The 15715-nt window shown below is 64.6% G+C and carries 15 protein-coding genes; 8 read left to right on the forward strand and 7 right to left on the reverse strand.

The features are described from left to right. Positions 1-39 precede the first annotated feature (39 nt). Entirely contained in the window at positions 40-2472 is a 2433-nt protein-coding gene (locus tag ACSFB7_RS26100; RefSeq protein ID WP_435475255.1) for a DNA translocase FtsK, read from the reverse strand. Between the two features lie 100 nt (positions 2473-2572). Beyond that, positions 2573-3247: a Crp/Fnr family transcriptional regulator gene (locus ACSFB7_RS26105; RefSeq protein WP_435475256.1), complete on the reverse strand. Its 675-nt coding sequence runs from the start codon at positions 3245-3247 to the stop codon at positions 2573-2575. Between the two features lie 181 nt (positions 3248-3428). Here ACSFB7_RS26105 and trxB point away from each other — a divergent pair, with 181 nt between their 5' ends. The 3 genes from trxB to rpmG all read left to right on the forward strand — a co-directional run bounded on the left by trxB (position 3429) and on the right by rpmG (position 4988). Next, a complete protein-coding gene (trxB, locus tag ACSFB7_RS26110) occupies positions 3429-4382 on the forward strand; it encodes a thioredoxin-disulfide reductase (protein WP_187108185.1) in 954 nt (317 codons plus the stop codon). A 187-nt stretch (positions 4383-4569) separates the two neighbouring features. Further along, the gene (gene rpmB, locus ACSFB7_RS26115; RefSeq protein ID WP_007830293.1) at positions 4570-4803 is read left to right on the forward strand and encodes a 50S ribosomal protein L28; all 234 of its coding nucleotides are present in this window, start codon (positions 4570-4572) and stop codon (positions 4801-4803) included. Between the two features lie 11 nt (positions 4804-4814). Next, the gene (gene rpmG / locus ACSFB7_RS26120) at positions 4815-4988 is read left to right on the forward strand and encodes a 50S ribosomal protein L33 (protein WP_007830291.1); all 174 of its coding nucleotides are present in this window, start codon (positions 4815-4817) and stop codon (positions 4986-4988) included. Positions 4989-5164: 176 nt separating this feature from the next. Here the strand turns inward: rpmG and ACSFB7_RS26125 are convergent, their stop codons facing one another. The 3 genes from ACSFB7_RS26125 to ACSFB7_RS26135 form a co-directional block, all read right to left on the reverse strand. Then, positions 5165-6379 carry a DesA family fatty acid desaturase gene (locus tag ACSFB7_RS26125; protein ID WP_187108184.1) on the reverse strand — a complete coding sequence of 405 codons (1215 nt, stop codon included), beginning with the start codon at positions 6377-6379 and terminating at the stop codon, positions 5165-5167. 132 nt (positions 6380-6511) lie between these two features. Then, on the reverse strand, positions 6512-7783 hold the full coding sequence (locus tag ACSFB7_RS26130; RefSeq protein WP_435475257.1) for an RsmB/NOP family class I SAM-dependent RNA methyltransferase: 1272 nt from the start codon (positions 7781-7783) through the stop codon (positions 6512-6514). A 41-nt stretch (positions 7784-7824) separates the two neighbouring features. Beyond that, positions 7825-9678, reverse strand: a complete 1854-nt coding sequence (locus ACSFB7_RS26135) for a M48 family metallopeptidase (protein WP_435475258.1) — start codon at positions 9676-9678, stop codon at positions 7825-7827. Between the two features lie 50 nt (positions 9679-9728). Here ACSFB7_RS26135 and ACSFB7_RS26140 point away from each other — a divergent pair, with 50 nt between their 5' ends. After that, positions 9729-9962: a DUF1653 domain-containing protein gene (locus ACSFB7_RS26140; protein ID WP_093245869.1), complete on the forward strand. Its 234-nt coding sequence runs from the start codon at positions 9729-9731 to the stop codon at positions 9960-9962. 69 nt (positions 9963-10031) lie between these two features. Here ACSFB7_RS26140 and ACSFB7_RS26145 read toward each other — a convergent pair whose 3' ends face one another. Continuing rightward, entirely contained in the window at positions 10032-10352 is a 321-nt protein-coding gene (locus ACSFB7_RS26145) for an I78 family peptidase inhibitor (protein WP_435475259.1), read from the reverse strand. A gap of 52 nt (positions 10353-10404) precedes the next feature. Beyond that, positions 10405-10986, reverse strand: coding sequence for a phosphoribosylglycinamide formyltransferase (purN, locus tag ACSFB7_RS26150; protein ID WP_435475260.1), 582 nt, complete (start codon positions 10984-10986; stop codon positions 10405-10407). 162 nt (positions 10987-11148) lie between these two features. Between purN and ACSFB7_RS26155 the strand changes: the two genes are divergently transcribed. The 4 genes from ACSFB7_RS26155 to ACSFB7_RS26170 all read left to right on the forward strand — a co-directional run bounded on the left by ACSFB7_RS26155 (position 11149) and on the right by ACSFB7_RS26170 (position 15710). After that, entirely contained in the window at positions 11149-12330 is a 1182-nt protein-coding gene (locus ACSFB7_RS26155; protein ID WP_093245875.1) for an acyl-CoA dehydrogenase family protein, read from the forward strand. Positions 12331-12342: 12 nt separating this feature from the next. Next, a complete protein-coding gene (locus ACSFB7_RS26160; protein WP_435475261.1) occupies positions 12343-13458 on the forward strand; it encodes an acyl-CoA dehydrogenase family protein in 1116 nt (371 codons plus the stop codon). An 83-nt stretch (positions 13459-13541) separates the two neighbouring features. Further along, a complete protein-coding gene (locus ACSFB7_RS26165; RefSeq protein ID WP_435475262.1) occupies positions 13542-14906 on the forward strand; it encodes an alpha/beta fold hydrolase in 1365 nt (454 codons plus the stop codon). Between the two features lie 15 nt (positions 14907-14921). Beyond that, on the forward strand, positions 14922-15710 hold the full coding sequence (locus ACSFB7_RS26170) for an enoyl-CoA hydratase (protein WP_435475263.1): 789 nt from the start codon (positions 14922-14924) through the stop codon (positions 15708-15710). Positions 15711-15715 lie beyond the last annotated feature (5 nt).

Genomic DNA, 15715 nt, shown 5'->3' on the forward strand with positions numbered 1-15715 from the left:
TTCAGCACGTAACCTGAATACCGACACCCGGTTCGCGAATTACTCCGTGCGCGCGGGCACCAATATTTCGCGCTGGCCGCTGCCGCTCATGGCACTGACCAGGCCAGCCTTTTCCATGTCTTCGACAAGGCGCGCCGCGCGGTTGTAGCCGATCTTCAGGTGGCGCTGCACCAGCGAGATGCTGGCCTTGCGGTTCTTGAGCACGACCTCGACCGCCTGGTCGTACATCGGGTCTTTCTCGGCATCGCCGCCGCCGAGCATGTCGCCATCACCGTCGCCATCGACCGTGCCGCCTTCGAGCACGCCTTCGATGTAGTCAGGCTCGCCCTGGCTCTTGAGGTAGGCCACCACGCGATGCACTTCCTCATCGCTCACGAAGGCGCCATGCACGCGAATCGGCAGGCCGCTGCCGCTGGCCATGTAGAGCATGTCGCCCATGCCCAGCAGCGCCTCGGCGCCCATCTGGTCGAGGATGGTGCGGCTGTCGATCTTGGAGCCCACCGAGAACGCGATGCGCGTCGGGATGTTGGCCTTGATCAGGCCGGTGATCACGTCGACGCTGGGCCGCTGCGTGGCCAGGATCAGGTGGATGCCGGCGGCGCGCGCCTTCTGCGCGAGGCGGGCGATTAGTTCTTCGATCTTCTTGCCGACCACCATCATCAGGTCGGCCAGCTCGTCGATCACGACGACGATGTGCGGCTCGCGGCGCAGCGGCTCGGGATCGTCGGGCGTGAGGCTGAAGGGGTTGTAGATGAACTCCTCGCGCGCCTTGGCTTCGTCGATCTTGGTGTTGTAGCCGGCCAGATTGCGCACGCCGAGCTTGCTCATGAGCTTGTAGCGGCGCTCCATTTCGGCCACGCACCAGTTCAGGCCGTGGGCCGCCTGACGCATGTCGGTGACCACGGGCGCCAGCAGGTGCGGGATGCCTTCGTAGACCGACATTTCGAGCATCTTCGGGTCGATCATGAGCAGGCGAACATCGCGTGCCTCGGCCTTGTAGAGCAGCGACAGGATCATGGCGTTGATACCGACCGACTTGCCCGAGCCGGTGGTACCGGCCACCAGCACGTGCGGCATCTTCGCGAGGTCGGCCACCACGGGGTTGCCGATGATGTCCTTGCCGAGGCCCATCGTGAGCATCGACTTGCCTTCGTTGTAGATCTGCGAGCCCAGGATTTCGCTGAGCTTGATCGACTGGCGCTTGGCGTTCGGCAGTTCGAGCGCCATGTAGTTCTTGCCGGGGATGGTCTCGACCACGCGGATCGACACCAGCGAGAGCGAACGCGCCAGGTCCTTGGCCAACCCGAGAATCTGCGAGCCCTTGACGCCGGTGGCGGGCTCGATTTCGTAGCGTGTGATCACCGGGCCAGGCGATGCCAGCACCACGCGCACTTCGACGCCGAAATCCTTCAGCTTCTTCTCGATCATGCGCGAGGTCATCTCGAGCGTATCGGGCGACACCGTCTCCTGGCGCACCAGCGCGGCATCGAGCAGATCGACCTGCGGCAGCTTGCTGTCGGGCAGTTCATTGAAGAGCGGTTTCTGGCGCTCCTTGACGACACGATCGCTCTTGGGCACTTCGGTCATCGCGGGCTCGATCTGCACCGGCGGCGATGCGGCACGGCGCTTGGGGCGCGGCTCGATGAGGATTTCTTCGTCGTCATCGGCAAAGGCGGACGATCCGGGATTCATCGCCGGCTCGCTGCCTCGGCCCGAGTCACCGCCGCGCGTGAACGCGGGTTCGTCGGCCTCGGCGCGTTCGCGGGCAGCCTGCTTGCCCATGGCGATGTCGGCCGCCATTTCGCGCTTTTCGCGGCGCGACTCGAACAGCGAATAGGCGCGTGCGCCGATGCGCTCGGCAATCAGGCTCCACGAGAAACGGAAAACCAGCGCCGAGCCGATCACGCCGATGGCGATGGCCACCAGCGCCGAGCCGGTAAAGCCCATCCAGCGAACGCTGGACGGCCCCACCAGGTAGCCCAGCGCGCCGCCGCCAGAACCGGGCAGGTGCGATTCGAGCCGGTACAGCCGCGACCATTCGAGCATGGTGCTTGCGCACAGCAGCAGGACAAGGCCAATCCAGAAGGCAATGCGGCTGCGGTTGAACCGGCCGCGCACGGGCTGTTCGGCCGGTGCCGACTCGCCACCACGCAACCAGTTCGCCAGCGACGAGAGCCATGCGCGCAAACCTGCGGCCAGGCACCACCAGACGGAATAGCCTGCCAGGAAGTAGCTGCCATCGGCCAGCCAGGCGCCGATGCGGCCACCCCAGTTCTTGACGTCTCCGCCTGTACCCGAGGTCGACCACGCGGCATCGGAAGGCGTGAAGCTCAGCATCGCAAGCAGCCAGAACAGCAGCGCCGCGAATCCGACAATCAGCGTGATTTCGTGGGCGAAGCGCATGGCGCGCATGCGCACGGGTTGCCCTTCGGCGGCAGAAGAAGATTGAAGCGTATTGAGCGAATAGGTCATGGAAAACACGGCGCCCGACCCAGAAAATCGGGAGCCGGACGCACGAACACTACAACAAAAGGCCGTGGCGGTCGCCCAAGGCGGCCCCAGCCCCGGAGGCTCAGGCGAGAGACAGGAGCCGTTCCTTGACGATCATCGACCCATCGTCCTGGGTCTGCACGAAGCCGCGCTCTTCGAGATCCTTCATCACGCGGCTCACCATTTCGCGTGAGGCGCCAACCATCTTGGCGAGGTCCTGTCGGGAGATCTTGTCGCGAACCTTGAGATTGCCCGCGCCGTCATCGACGGCGAATTCGAGCAGCGAGCGTGCCACGCGACCGTAGACGTCCATCAACGCGAGCGACTCGATCTTGCGGTCGGCGTGGCGCAGGCGCTGCACCAGGCCGCGCATGATGTTGTAGGCCATCGAGGAGTTCTCGGGCAGGCAGCGCGCAAAGGCGTCGCGGCCCAGCATGAGCACGTCGCACTGGATTTCGGTGCGGACGGTGGCCGAATGCGGCTCGTCGTCGATCAGGCTCATCTCGCCCAGGTAGTCACCGGGGTGCAGCGTGGCAAGAATTACCTCGCGGCCGCGGCTGTCGGCGCTCGTGACGCGCGCGCGCCCCGTCAGGATGATGTAGAGCGCGTCGGACTTCTTGCCCTGCTCCACAACGACTTCGGCACGCTTGAAGCGCTTCTTGATGATCGCATCCGCGATGCTTGCGGACTGCGTGGCCGTCAGCGACGCGAACAAAGGAACGCGCCGAAGCAATTCAAGGTTGGACAGCATCGACATTTATCAATTCCCTGATACAGCGCGCGGAGTCGTCCAAAAGGCAAGCCAATGGATTACTACAATCGCGCGCATTGAAAACACCGTGCACCCGGTGTTGAACCGAGCGGTGATACTCCACATATATCGCTACCACCCTGAAAATGTACACGCTGAAGCAGCGTATTTCCTAGGTTTTCTACTCATGTCTGCTCCCCAACACGCCAAGGTTTTAATTCTCGGCTCCGGCCCGGCCGGATATACCGCCGCGGTCTACGCCGCCCGCGCAAATCTCCAGCCTTTGCTCATTACAGGTATCGCCCAAGGCGGTCAGTTGATGACGACCACCGAGGTCGACAACTGGCCGGCCGACGTGCACGGCGTGCAGGGCCCGGACCTGATGCAGCGCTTTCTGGAGCATGCGGAACGGTTCAAGACCCAGATCGTGTTCGACCACATCAACAAGGTCGACCTGAGCAAGCGCCCCTTCACCCTCACGGGCGACAGCGGCACCTACACCTGCGACTCGCTGATCATTGCCACCGGCGCCTCCGCCAAGTACCTGGGCCTCGATTCAGAAGAAAAGTTCATGGGGCGCGGCGTCTCGGCATGCGCGACCTGCGACGGCTTCTTCTATCGCGAGCAGGAAGTCTGCGTGATCGGCGGCGGCAACACGGCCGTCGAGGAAGCGCTGTACCTCTCCAACATCGCCAACAAGGTCACGCTGGTTCATCGCCGCGACAAGTTCCGCGCCGAGCCCATCCTGATCGACAAGGTCATGGAAAAGGTGGCCGAAGGCAAGATCGTGCTGAAGCTGCACAACCAGCTTGACGAGGTGCTGGGTGACGGCACCGGCGTGACAGGCATCCGCATCAAGAACACGCAAACCGGCGCCACCGAGCAGATCGACCTCAAGGGCTGCTTCATCGCCATCGGGCACCACCCGAACACCGACATCTTCCAGGGCCAACTGGAGATGAAGGACAACTACATCCTGACCCGCTCGGGCCTGCAGGGCTTCGCCACGATGACCAGCATTCCGGGCGTGTTCGCGGCCGGCGACGTGCAGGACAACGTGTATCGCCAGGCCATCACGAGCGCTGGCACGGGCTGCATGGCGGCGCTGGATGCGCAACGCTTCCTTGAACAGGACGACTAGCCAAACCCGCCCTCGAGCAAAAGGGCTATAATCCGAGGCTTTGCCGAAATATGGCCATGCCCTCATCGAGGGCTGGGTTACGGCAAAGCCGGGGTACCGCCACCCGTTTCTGGCGAGGTCAAGCTGCAAAACACCCTGCAATCGCCACGATTGCGCCGGTGCCAGCTGTTCAAGAAAGAGTGTCCACATGGCACGCGTATGCGACGTAACGGGCAAAGGCCCGATGGTCGGAAACAACGTTTCCCACGCCAACAACAAAACCAAGCGCCGGTTCCTGCCGAACCTGCAATATCGCCGTTTCTGGGTCGAGACTGAAAACCGCTGGGTTCGCCTGCGTGTTTCGAGCGCAGCTCTGCGCCTGATCGACAAGAACGGTATCGACGCCGTGCTCGCAGACCTGCGCGCACGCGGCCAAGCTTAAGGAGCTGAATCATGGCAACGAGCAAAGGCGGACGCGAAAAGATCAAGCTGGAATCCACCGCGGGTACCGGCCACTTCTATACGACCAGCAAGAACAAGAAGACGATGCCTGAAAAGATGTCGATCATGAAGTTCGACCCGAAGGCACGCAAGCACGTCGAATACAAGGAAATCAAGCTGAAGTAATTCAGCCTTGGTTGTCCAAACAAAAAACCCGCTGTGATCCAGCGGGTTTTTTGTTGCCCGTCTATTTCTCTTTCACTATTCATTTGGGAAATACAAATACGGCGGACACAAAAAAGCCGACCTTGAAGGTCGGCTTTTTTTATGGGCAGATGAACCGCTCTGCTTGCTTGATCTTCCTAGATGCGCGCAGCGCGCAAGCGGGTCGAGAACTCACGCAGGCCCGCAATGCCGCTGGCCTCGGCCCGGTGGCACCAGGCTGCCAGATCAGCCGCCAACTGCTCGCGCGACTGCGAGGTGTTCAGCCAGAGCTGACGCAGCTCTTCGCGCATCGTGACCATCTTGTCGAGCACCGGGTGAGCGGCACGGGCTTGCACCACATGCGTACGGGCCGATGCAGGCACCTTGTCGTCGTCGCGGTGCAGCCAGCGCTTGGCAGCCTTGAGCACCGACAGGTCGGCACCCTTGGTCTTCAGCATGGCCAGCTCTTCGGTGGTTGCACGGCGCATTTCGCGGGCATAGCCGGCCATCACTTCGTAGCGATTGGCAATGACGGCTTCCAGCGTCTTTTCATTGGCCACGGGCTGGATGTCGCCCATCTGCATCTTCGGCGGCACCTTCTTGACCTTGGCCCAACCGATCGCCTGCATTGCCTGGATGTAGACCCAGCCGATGTCGAATTCGTACTTCTTGACCGAGAACTTGGCCGAGGTCGGGTAGGTGTGATGGTTGTTGTGCAGCTCTTCACCACCAATGATCAGGCCCCAGGGCGAGATGTTGCGGCTGGCGTCGGGCGCCTCGAAGTTGCGGTAACCCCAGTAGTGACCAATGCCGTTGATGATGCCAGCGGCAGTGATCGGAATCCAGAGCATCTGCACAGCCCACACGGCCATGCCGAGCGTGCCGAACAGCGCCAAGTTGATGATCAGCATCAGGCCGACGCCTTGCCAGCTGTAGCGCGTGTAGAGGTTGCGCTCGATCCAGTCATCGGGCGTGCCGTGACCGTAGCGCTCCATCGTTTCCTTGTTCTTCGACTCCTTGCGATACAGCTCGGCGCCGCGCCAGAACACTTCGTCGATGCCCTTGACCTGCGGGCTGTGCGGGTCTTCTTCCGTTTCGCACTTGGCGTGGTGCTTGCGGTGAATGGCGACCCATTCCTTGGTCACCATGCCGGTGCCCAGCCACAGCCAGAAACGGAAGAAATGCGACGGGATCGGGCCCAGATCCATGGCCCGGTGCGTCTGCGTGCGGTGCAGGAAGATCGTGACCGCTGCGATGGTGATGTGCGTGGTGACGAGCGTATACAACACCACTTGCCACCAAGCAAGATCCCACAGGCCGTGTCCGAGCCATTGGATGGCCGCGTTCAGAACGGCGGAGTCAGGAAGCAACATTGAGTCAGGTACTCCATGGCCACACGAAGGTGCAGCCTTCAGATAACCAGCGATTTTAAGTCGGGAGGGTCAAAACGAGGCCTTTTACCCTTCAAGAAAAGCACTGATTAACCCTCGATTGGAGTCCTGCGCCTATTTGCGGTTCCACACCGCCGCAAAGAATCCATCGGTGGAATGGCGATGCGGCCACAGCCGCACGTAACGCCGGCCGTCCGCCCCGCCAGCGCAAAGTGCCTCGAAACCCTCCACTTTGAGCCCCTGCAGCAGTTCCGCAGCGTCCTGGGGCTCGAAATCGGGGTTGGCGGCGGCAAAAGCTTCGGCAATGGCCTCGTTTTCCTCTGGCAGCACACTGCAGGTGGCGTAAACCAGCCGGCCGCCCGATTTCACGAGCCGTGCCGCACTTTGCAGGATGGCGGTCTGCTTGACCGTCAATTCTTCGACCGATTTGAGCGACTGACGCCATTTCAGGTCCGGATTGCGGCGCAGCGTGCCGAGCCCCGAACAGGGCGCATCGACCAGCACGCGGTCGATCTTGCCCGCCAGACGCTTGACGCGGTCGTCGCGCTCATGAGCAATCGCGGCCGGATGGACGTTCGACAGCTTGCTGCGCGCCAGCCGCGGCTTGAGCGCGTCGAGCCGGTGCGCCGAGGTATCGAAGGCGTAGAGACGACCGGTGTTGCGCATCGTGGCGCCAATGGCCAGCGTCTTGCCGCCGGCACCGGCGCAAAAGTCGACCACCATCTCGCCACGCTTGGCGTCCAGCAACAGCGCCAGCAGTTGCGAGCCTTCGTCCTGCACCTCGACGGCGCCACGGGCAAAGACATCCAGCTTGGTCAGCGCCGGCTTGCCCTCGATGCGCAAGCCCCAGGGCGAGAACGGGGTCACTACCGATTTGATAGCGGCCTTCGCAAGCTCCGCCTTCACTTCAGCCCGCTTGTCCGTCAGGACATTGACGCGCAAGTCGAGCGGCGCCGGCTCCTGCAGGCTTTCGACCAGCGGCCAGAAACCGTCGCCCAGCTGGGCCTTCAGCGGTGCCACCAGCCACTCAGGCAGGTTGTGGCGATGGCGCTCCAGCAGGTCTTCCGGCTTGACGGCATCGCAGTTGTCGAGCCAGCGCTTCTCGACATCGTTCAGCGCGCTTTTCAGAAAATCGCGCGGGCCGTAAAAGCCCAGGATCGCCATGCGGCGCTCCTTCGAGCCACTGCCCGAGGGCGAGAGGTGATCGAACAGCAGCTTCTTGCGAAGCACGGTGTAGACGGTCTCGGCAAGCGTCGCGCGTTCGCGCGGGCCGAACTCGCGATGGTCGCGAAAGAAGCGGGAAACGACCTGGTCGGCCGGGTGATCGAATTTCAGGACAAGGCCGACCAGATCGGCGGTGGCCTCCAACAGGGCTTTGGGGTGCATCCCCCGATTGTCTCAGCCAGCCGGACCTGCAACCCGAAGGGCTATGCTTGGCGCGTCCAGAGCGCTCCGAAAGCCTGCCTTTCGATGTCCTCCAGAGTGGGCGAATGGCCCGCCCACAGCACCAGCGCAGCGCCCGGCAGAGTCAGGGTGTGCTCCAGTTGGCGGCACAGTTGCCAGCGATCGTCATCGTCCAGGCCCGGCAGCTCGATGAACACGATGTAGGCGCGGCGCCACGGAAATTCGCGCAGGTCCTTGCGCACCAGCCAGGCCCGCGAAGCGGGCAGGCAACGCACGAGGTCGGCCCGCAGTTCGCCCAACTCGTAGTCGTTCAGGTCGTGCCGCGAAATCTGGCTGAAGAAAGGCGTGCCGGTGATTTCTTCCCAGGCGCGCGCCTCGGCCTCTTCAGCGTCCTTGAGCCGGCCGCGCCACAGCTTGAGCGCCTCTTCATCGTGCCCCCCGGCATCGGGATCTTCGAGCGAAGCCACGGCGCTCTTCGCCGCCCACCAGCGGCTGGCTGCGCCCGATTGATGCAGCCGTTCGAGCACGACCAGACGGGACGTACGATCGCTGCTGGGCAGCATCTGAACCAGCCCGCGCAACGCACCCGGATGTTCCGGCGCAATCCGAAGAGCGCTCTCGTAGCGGACCCGCACGGGCGCCGCTGGATCGAGCCGCCGCTCCGAGTCGGCCCACTCGACCATTTCGTCGGGCGTGTTGTGCTCGCCGCGGGCGGCCAGCACCTCGATGCGCTCGCGAATGCGCGACCTGTGCGCGTGATGCTGTTTCCAGTCGGCGGCATGCGCACCGCGCCACTGGTTGTCGAAATGCTCGATCCATTTCTTGCGATCGGCCAGCAGTTCCAGCGCGGGCCGCACCGACCACTCGGGCAGGACGGCCTTCTGCTCCAGCGCCTCGAGCCGGTCGCGCAAGACGGGGTGGGTGTCTTCCAGGTCGCTGACACGGCGCATCGCATCGCGCAGTGCCTGGCGCGCGAATTCGTCGCTGGGCGGCGTGCGGACGCGCTTGCGCAAGGCGGCGAACGGCCCCGGCGGCTGCGGTTCGTGCTCGGCGCGCGACCAGTGCCAGGGCCAGAACTCGTTGGCATACCAGTTGCCCTTGATCGCAATCTCGGTCAGTGCGGCGGCCGCCACCGGCGCGCCCAGCAGTCGGCCCGAAATGCGGTCGGCCTCGTACTCGTCCTGCCGGGCGAGCGCAAACGTCCTGGCGGCGAAGCGCGGAAAGTACCAGTGGAAGAACGCCTGCGAAAACAGCGCCATCACGCCTTCGTTGCGCTGCAGGTTGGCGTCGAGCTTGAGCCACGACAGGCGCGTGCGGTAGATCCAGGCGCTCAGCTTGCCGTGATTGCCGCGCAGATGGCCGTATTCGTGCGCCAGCACCGACAGCAGCCGGCGCCGGTCCAGCATCATCAGCAGCGGCAGGCCGATGCTCAGGGAGTTGACCGCGCCGCCGAAGAGCCCGAAGCGCGGCACCTGGCGAATGCTGGCATTGAACTCGTCGTCCAGGTAGACGTGATGAACGGGCGGCCCCTTGATCCTGGCGCGGATGCGGTCCAGCGCTTCGAAGAGCACCGGCGCATCTTCGCGGGAAAGCTCCTGGCCCTCGGGCGCTTCAAAGCGCACCCAGAGCGCTCGCACCGTGGCCCACAGCAAGCCTGCGGCAAACAGCAGGAGCCAGCCCCGCATGAAGCCGAAGCGCTCGCGATCGAACGACGAAATCACCCAGACAATGATGCCCACCGCGAGCCCGAGGCAACCCAGCACCCACAGGTAGCCGAGCGCGGCAAAGGCCGCGACGTTGCGGCGATAGCGCGCACTGTCGTCCGCGCTGGCATGCTCGCTCAGTCGAACCAGGTGAACAAAATCAGCGCGATCCATCCGACTCCGTCAAATCAAACCCCGACAGTTTTTGAAGAAAGAAGCCCCCGTTGAACGACGACGACCTGCCACCCCTGATCGAAACCCCTCCCGGCCGCTACCGCCACTACAAAGGCGGCGAATACGAGGTGATCGGCACTGTGCGCCACAGCGAAACCCTCGAGCCGATGACGCTGTACCGCGCCTTGTATGGTGCCCATGGACTCTGGGTCCGTCCTGCCGCGATGTTCGGCGAAACCGTCGAGATCGACGGCACGCTGCGGCGAAGATTCACCCCGATCTAGTCCGGCAGGCCTGTCGCGGGCGTCCTGCCTGTGTGGGTCGCTATATTTTGAATAGCAACCCGAATTCCATCAACCGCAGCGAACGCCAGTCACGCGGTTGCGTGCGTCGACATCGAGATTGAGCCGGCCGCCATTCAATTCCATCGTTGCCGCCTGGTTCGGCTTCAGCACGCGCAGAACACCGGCGCCAGAACGCGAACGGGCCGCAGCTTCGAGTTGAGGTGTCAGTGGCTGGCCAACGGCGAACCGCGCTCCGTCCGCATTGCACTGGTAGACCGGCTCCGGCGGCGGCGCGGCGGGCGCCGGGGCGGGTGCGGGGGCCGGAGCGGCGCAGGCGGCCATCAGGGCGGCACCGGCAACGACAGTCAGCATCAGCGATTGGGTTTTCACGTCGAAACTCTCGGAAAACCCGCGAATATAAACAACTTTACCGAATGTGACTCTATGTATCTGACAGCCATCCAGCGATGGCACGTGGATACAACAGGTGCTCTTGCGCCAGCACCCGCCCCGCCAGCGTCGCCGCAGTGTCGTCGGGCAGCACCGGAACAGCCGCCTGCGCCAGGATCGGCCCATGGTCGAGTTCGGTGGTCACTTGATGAACGGTCACGCCCGCCACCTTGCAGCCCGCCTCGATGGCGCGCTGGTGCGTATGAAGGCCAGGAAATGCGGGCAGCAGCGAGGGATGGATGTTCACCAGCCGCCCGGCATAGCGGCCGACGAAGCCGGGCGTCAGAATGCGCATGAACCCCGCCAGTACCACCAGCGCCGGCGAATAGCCGTCGACGACCTTCGCCAGCGCCTCGTCGAAAGCCTCGCGGCTGGCGAAATCCTTGTGCGGGATGACAGCGGTGTCGATGCCATGTGACTTGGCCAGCGCCAGCCCGCCGGCCTCGGCCTTGTTGCTCACGACCGCCGCGATGCGCGCGCCGAATCGGTCGGCCCAGCGGTCGCGCTCGGCGGCGCGCACGATCGCCGCCATGTTGGAGCCGCCGCCGGAAATCAGGATCACGATGTTCTTCATGGGAGGCGGGATTATCCGTGCCCCCGATTCCGCCCCGACCGGGGCACCGTTGTCACGGCTTGTCGCCGCGCGGACACCGTTTCACAGCACGACCGTGCTAAAACTCGCAGTTCCGGAGACACACCGCGTCTGCGGTGAACCGATCAACACAGCGAGGCACGCATGGATTTGAGCTTCACACCCGAAGAACAGAAGTTCCGCGAAGAGGTTCGCGCCTGGGTCAAAGAAAACCTTCCCAAAGAGATTTCGCACAAGGTGCACAACGCGCTCGAATTGACGCGCGACGATCTGCAGAACTGGGCCAAGATTCTTGGCAAGAAGGGCTGGCTCGGCTACGGCTGGCCGAAGGAATTCGGCGGCCCCGGCTGGACCGCCATCCAGCGCCATCTGTTCGAGGAAGAAACCGCACTGGCCGGCGCGCCGCGCATCATCCCCTTCGGCCCCGTCATGGTGGCCCCGGTGATCATGGCCTTCGGCAATGCCGAGCAGCAAAAGCGCTTTCTCCCGGGCATCGCCAGCGGCGAAGTCTGGTGGAGCCAGGGCTACAGCGAACCGGGCTCGGGCTCTGACCTGGCTTCGGTCAAGACCAAGGCCGAGCGCAAGGGCGACAAGTACATCGTCAACGGCCAGAAGACCTGGACCACGCTCGGCCAGTACGGCGACTGGATGTTCAACCTCGTGCGCACCAGCAACGAAGGCAAGCCCCAGACCGGCATCAGCTTCCTGCTGCTCGACATGAAGTCGCCCGGCGTCACCGTGCGCCCGATCAAGCTGCTCGACGGCGGCCATGAAGTGAACGAAGTGTTCTTCGACAACGTCGAAGTGCCGGCCGAGAACCTGATCGGCGAAGAGAACAAGGGCTGGACCTACGCCAAGCACCTGCTCTCGCACGAGCGCACCAACATCGCCGACGTGAACCGTGCCAAGCGCGAACTGGAGCGTCTCAAACGCATCGCCAAGAGCGAAGGTGTCTACGACGACCAGCGCTTCCGCGACGAGATCGCCAAGCTCGAAGTCGACATCGTCGCCCTCGAGATGATGGTGCTGCGCGTGCTCTCCGCCGCGACCTCGGGCAAGAACTCGCTCGACGTGGCGGGCCTGCTCAAGATCCGCGGCAGCGAAATCCAGCAGCGCTACAGCGAACTGATGATGCTGGCGGGCGGCCCGTATTCGCTGCCGCTGATCCGCGAAGCGATGGAAGCCGGTTGGCAAGGCAACTTCCCGGGCGGCAATCCGGCCATCGCGCCGCTGACGTCGACCTTCTTCAACATGCGCAAGACCACCATCTACGGCGGTTCGAACGAAGTGCAACGCAACATCGTCGCGCAGACGGTTCTGGGCTGAGGAGACACGCACATGGATTTCAATTTCACCGACGACCAGGAACAACTGCGCGACGCCGTTCGCAAGTGGGTCGACAAGGGCTATGACTTCGAGCGCCGCCGCGGCATCGAGGCCAAGGGCGGCTTCTCGCGCGAGGCCTGGGACGAACTGGCCGAGCTCGGCCTGGGCGGCCTGTACATCGCCGAAGACGACGGCGGCCTGGGCATGGGCCCGGTGGCCGGCATGGTCGTGATGGAAGAACTGGGCCGCGGCATCGTGCTGGAGCCTTTCGCGCAGACGCTGATTGCCGGCGCGGTGCTCAGCGGCTATGCCGACGCAAGCACCAAGGAAGGCTGGCTGCCGCGCATCGCCGGCGGCCAGGCCATCGTGGTGCTGGCTTACCAGGAGCGCAAGGCACGCTACCGCCTCGACGTGTGCGACGCGCACGCCGCCAAGACCGGCACCGGCTGGGCGCTGAACGGCGCCAAGAGCGTGGTGCCCGTGGGCGACGAAGCTGATGCCTACCTCGTGCCCGCCAAGGTCGACGGCAAGATCGCCCTCTTCCTGGTCGAGCGCAGCGCCAGCGGCGTCGAAGCCCGCGGCTACGGCACGCAAGACGGCGGCCGCGCGGCCGAAGTCGTGTTCGACAAGGCAGACGCCACGCTGATCACGCTCGACGGCCTCGCCGCCCTCGAATACGCGGTCGACGTCGGCATTGCCGCCACCTGCGCCGAAGCCGTCGGCGTGATGGACAAGACGGTCGCCCTCACCATCGAGTACATGAACCAGCGCAAGCAGTTCGGCGTGGTCATCTCCAGCTTCCAGGCACTGCGCCATCGCGTCGCCGACATGAAGATGCAGCTCGAGTTGGCACGCTCGATGAGCTACTACGCCACGCTCAAGCTCAACGCCCCGGCGGAAGAACGCCGCCAGGCGCTGGCGCGCGCCAAGTACCAGCTGGGCACGTCGATGCGCTACGTCGCCGCCAACTCGGTGCAGCTGCATGGCGGCATCGGGGTGACCGACGAATACATCGGCAGCCATTACTTCCGCAAGCTCACGCAGCTCGAGCTGACCTTCGGCGACACCCTGCATCACCTGGGCGAAGTGTCGGCCCGCATGCAGGACACGGCCGGCGTCTTCGCCTGACGGCCTTTTTCCCCTAGCATCCAACGCCCGCCCGCCTTGCGCCGGTGGGCGTTTCTACTTGGAACCCCGCCCAGGAACGACACATGCCATCACGCCGCACCCTACTTGCCCTTGCCGTCATCGGGACCGCATCGACCACCGCCATGCTGACCGCTTGCGCCACCGCCCCCTCGCCTTCGTTCACCGAACGCCCGCCGATCGTGTTCATGCACGGCAACGGCGATTCGGCGGCGCTGTGGCAAACGACGATCTGGCGTTTCGAGTCGAACGGCTGGCCGCGCGACCGGCTGTTTGCGGTCGACCAGCCCAATCCCCTTGCCCGCGACGACGATGCCGTGGCCCAACCCGGACGCAGCTCGACCGGCGAGTCGGCGGTGTTCCTCAAGGCCGAAGTCGACAAGGTGCTGAAGACCACGGGCGCCAGCAAGGTCGTGCTGATCGGCAATTCGCGCGGCGGCAACACCATCCGCAACTACGTGCAGAACGGCGGCGGCGCGGCGGTGGTGAGCCACGTGGTGCTGGGCGGCAATCCAGCCCACGGCATCTGGGCGGTGAAGGGCTTCCGTGAGAACAACGAGTTCTCTGCGCTGTCGGGCTTCATGCAGCAGCTCAATGCACCGAAGGGGCCGAACGGCGAAGAAGTCACGCCCGGCGTGAAATGGCTGACGCTGCGCTCGGACAACAACGACAAGTACGCCCAGCCAGATGGCGTGTGGATTGGCGCCCCAGGCAAGGCGACCAACATCGGCTTCGACGGCCCGGCGCTCAAGGGCGCGACCAACATCGTGCTGCCGCGCGTCGACCACCGCGAGACCTCGTTCTCGCCCGCTGCGTTTGCGGCAACGTGGCAGTTCCTGACCGGCGAGGCGCCGCGCACCACGGCGGTGGTGGCCGATGCGAATGTCGTGCTCAACGGCCGTGCAATCGGTGCGGAGAACCTTTCGCTGAACGGCGGGCAGGTGACGGTCTATGCCGTCGACCCGGCCACGGGCGCTCGGCGCGGCGACGCGGTGCACAGCAAGAACATCGGTGCGGATGGCCGCTGGGGGCCGTTCAGCGCACGCGGCGACACGGCCTACGAGTTCGTCCTCAGCGCGCCCGGCTACGGCACCACGCACATCTACCGCAGCCCGTTCCCGCGCAGCGGCAACTTCGTGCACCTGCGTCCCGAGCGCATCCTGCCGGCCGATGACGGCGCCAATGCCGTCGTCGTCTTCACGCGGCCGCGTGGCTATTTCGACGCGCAGCGCGACACCATGCGCTTCGACGGCCAGAGCCCGCCGGCGGGCGTGCCGCCCAAGGGCGCGGGGGTGGCGACTTCGCGGCTGCGCCTTGCCGCCAGCGGACCGCAGCGCGCGGTGACGGGCGAGTTCAACGGCGAGCGCATCACCGGCCTCACCTGGCCTGCCGCCAAGGAGCAGACCACGGTGCTCGAGCTGACTTACTGAGTGAGGCGCGCCGCCGTGTCCGACACCACCACCCCTTTCGTGCTGACGACGCGCGATGCGCGCGGCGTGGTCACACTCACGCTGAACCGCCCGGCCTCATTCAACGCGCTCTCCGAGGGCATGCTCGGCGCGCTCGAACAGGCCATCGACGAGATCGCGGCCGACGACGCCGTGCCTGCCGTCGTCATCGCGGCGGCGGGCAAGGCTTTCTGCGCGGGCCACGACCTGAAGGAAATGCGCGCCGAGCCCTCGCTGGGCTACTACCAGCAGCTCTTCGAGCGCTGCGGCGCGATGATGCTGTCGATCCAGCGGCTGCCCGTGCCGGTGATCGCGCGCGTGCACGGCATCGCGACGGCTGCGGGCTGCCAACTGGTCGCCGTTTGCGATCTGGCGGTGGCGTCGAGCGAGGCGCGCTTTGCGGTCAGCGGCGTGAACGTGGGGCTGTTTTGCGCCACGCCGAGCGTGACGTTGTCGCGCAACCTCGGGCGCAAGGAAGCCTTTGAAATGCTGGTGACGGGTGAATTCATCAACGCGCAGGAAGCCCGCGAAAAGGGCCTGGTCAACCGGGTGGCGGCGCCTTCGGAGCTCGATGCCGCCGTCGAATCGCTGGTGGCCAGCATCGTTGCCAAGCCCCGCCAGGCGCTTGCGCTCGGCAAGGCCCTGTTCTACCGCCAGCTCGAAACCGGCATCGAGGCCGCACTGGCCGACGCCAGCCAGACCATGGCCTGCAACATGATGGACGAGAGCGCGCTCGAAGGCGTTCAGGCCTTCATCGAGAAGCGTCCGCCGGACTGGAAGCGCTGAAGAAG

It is taken from the genome of Variovorax raffinosi (genome assembly GCF_051216615.1).
GTDB lineage: Bacteria > Pseudomonadota > Gammaproteobacteria > Burkholderiales > Burkholderiaceae_C > Variovorax.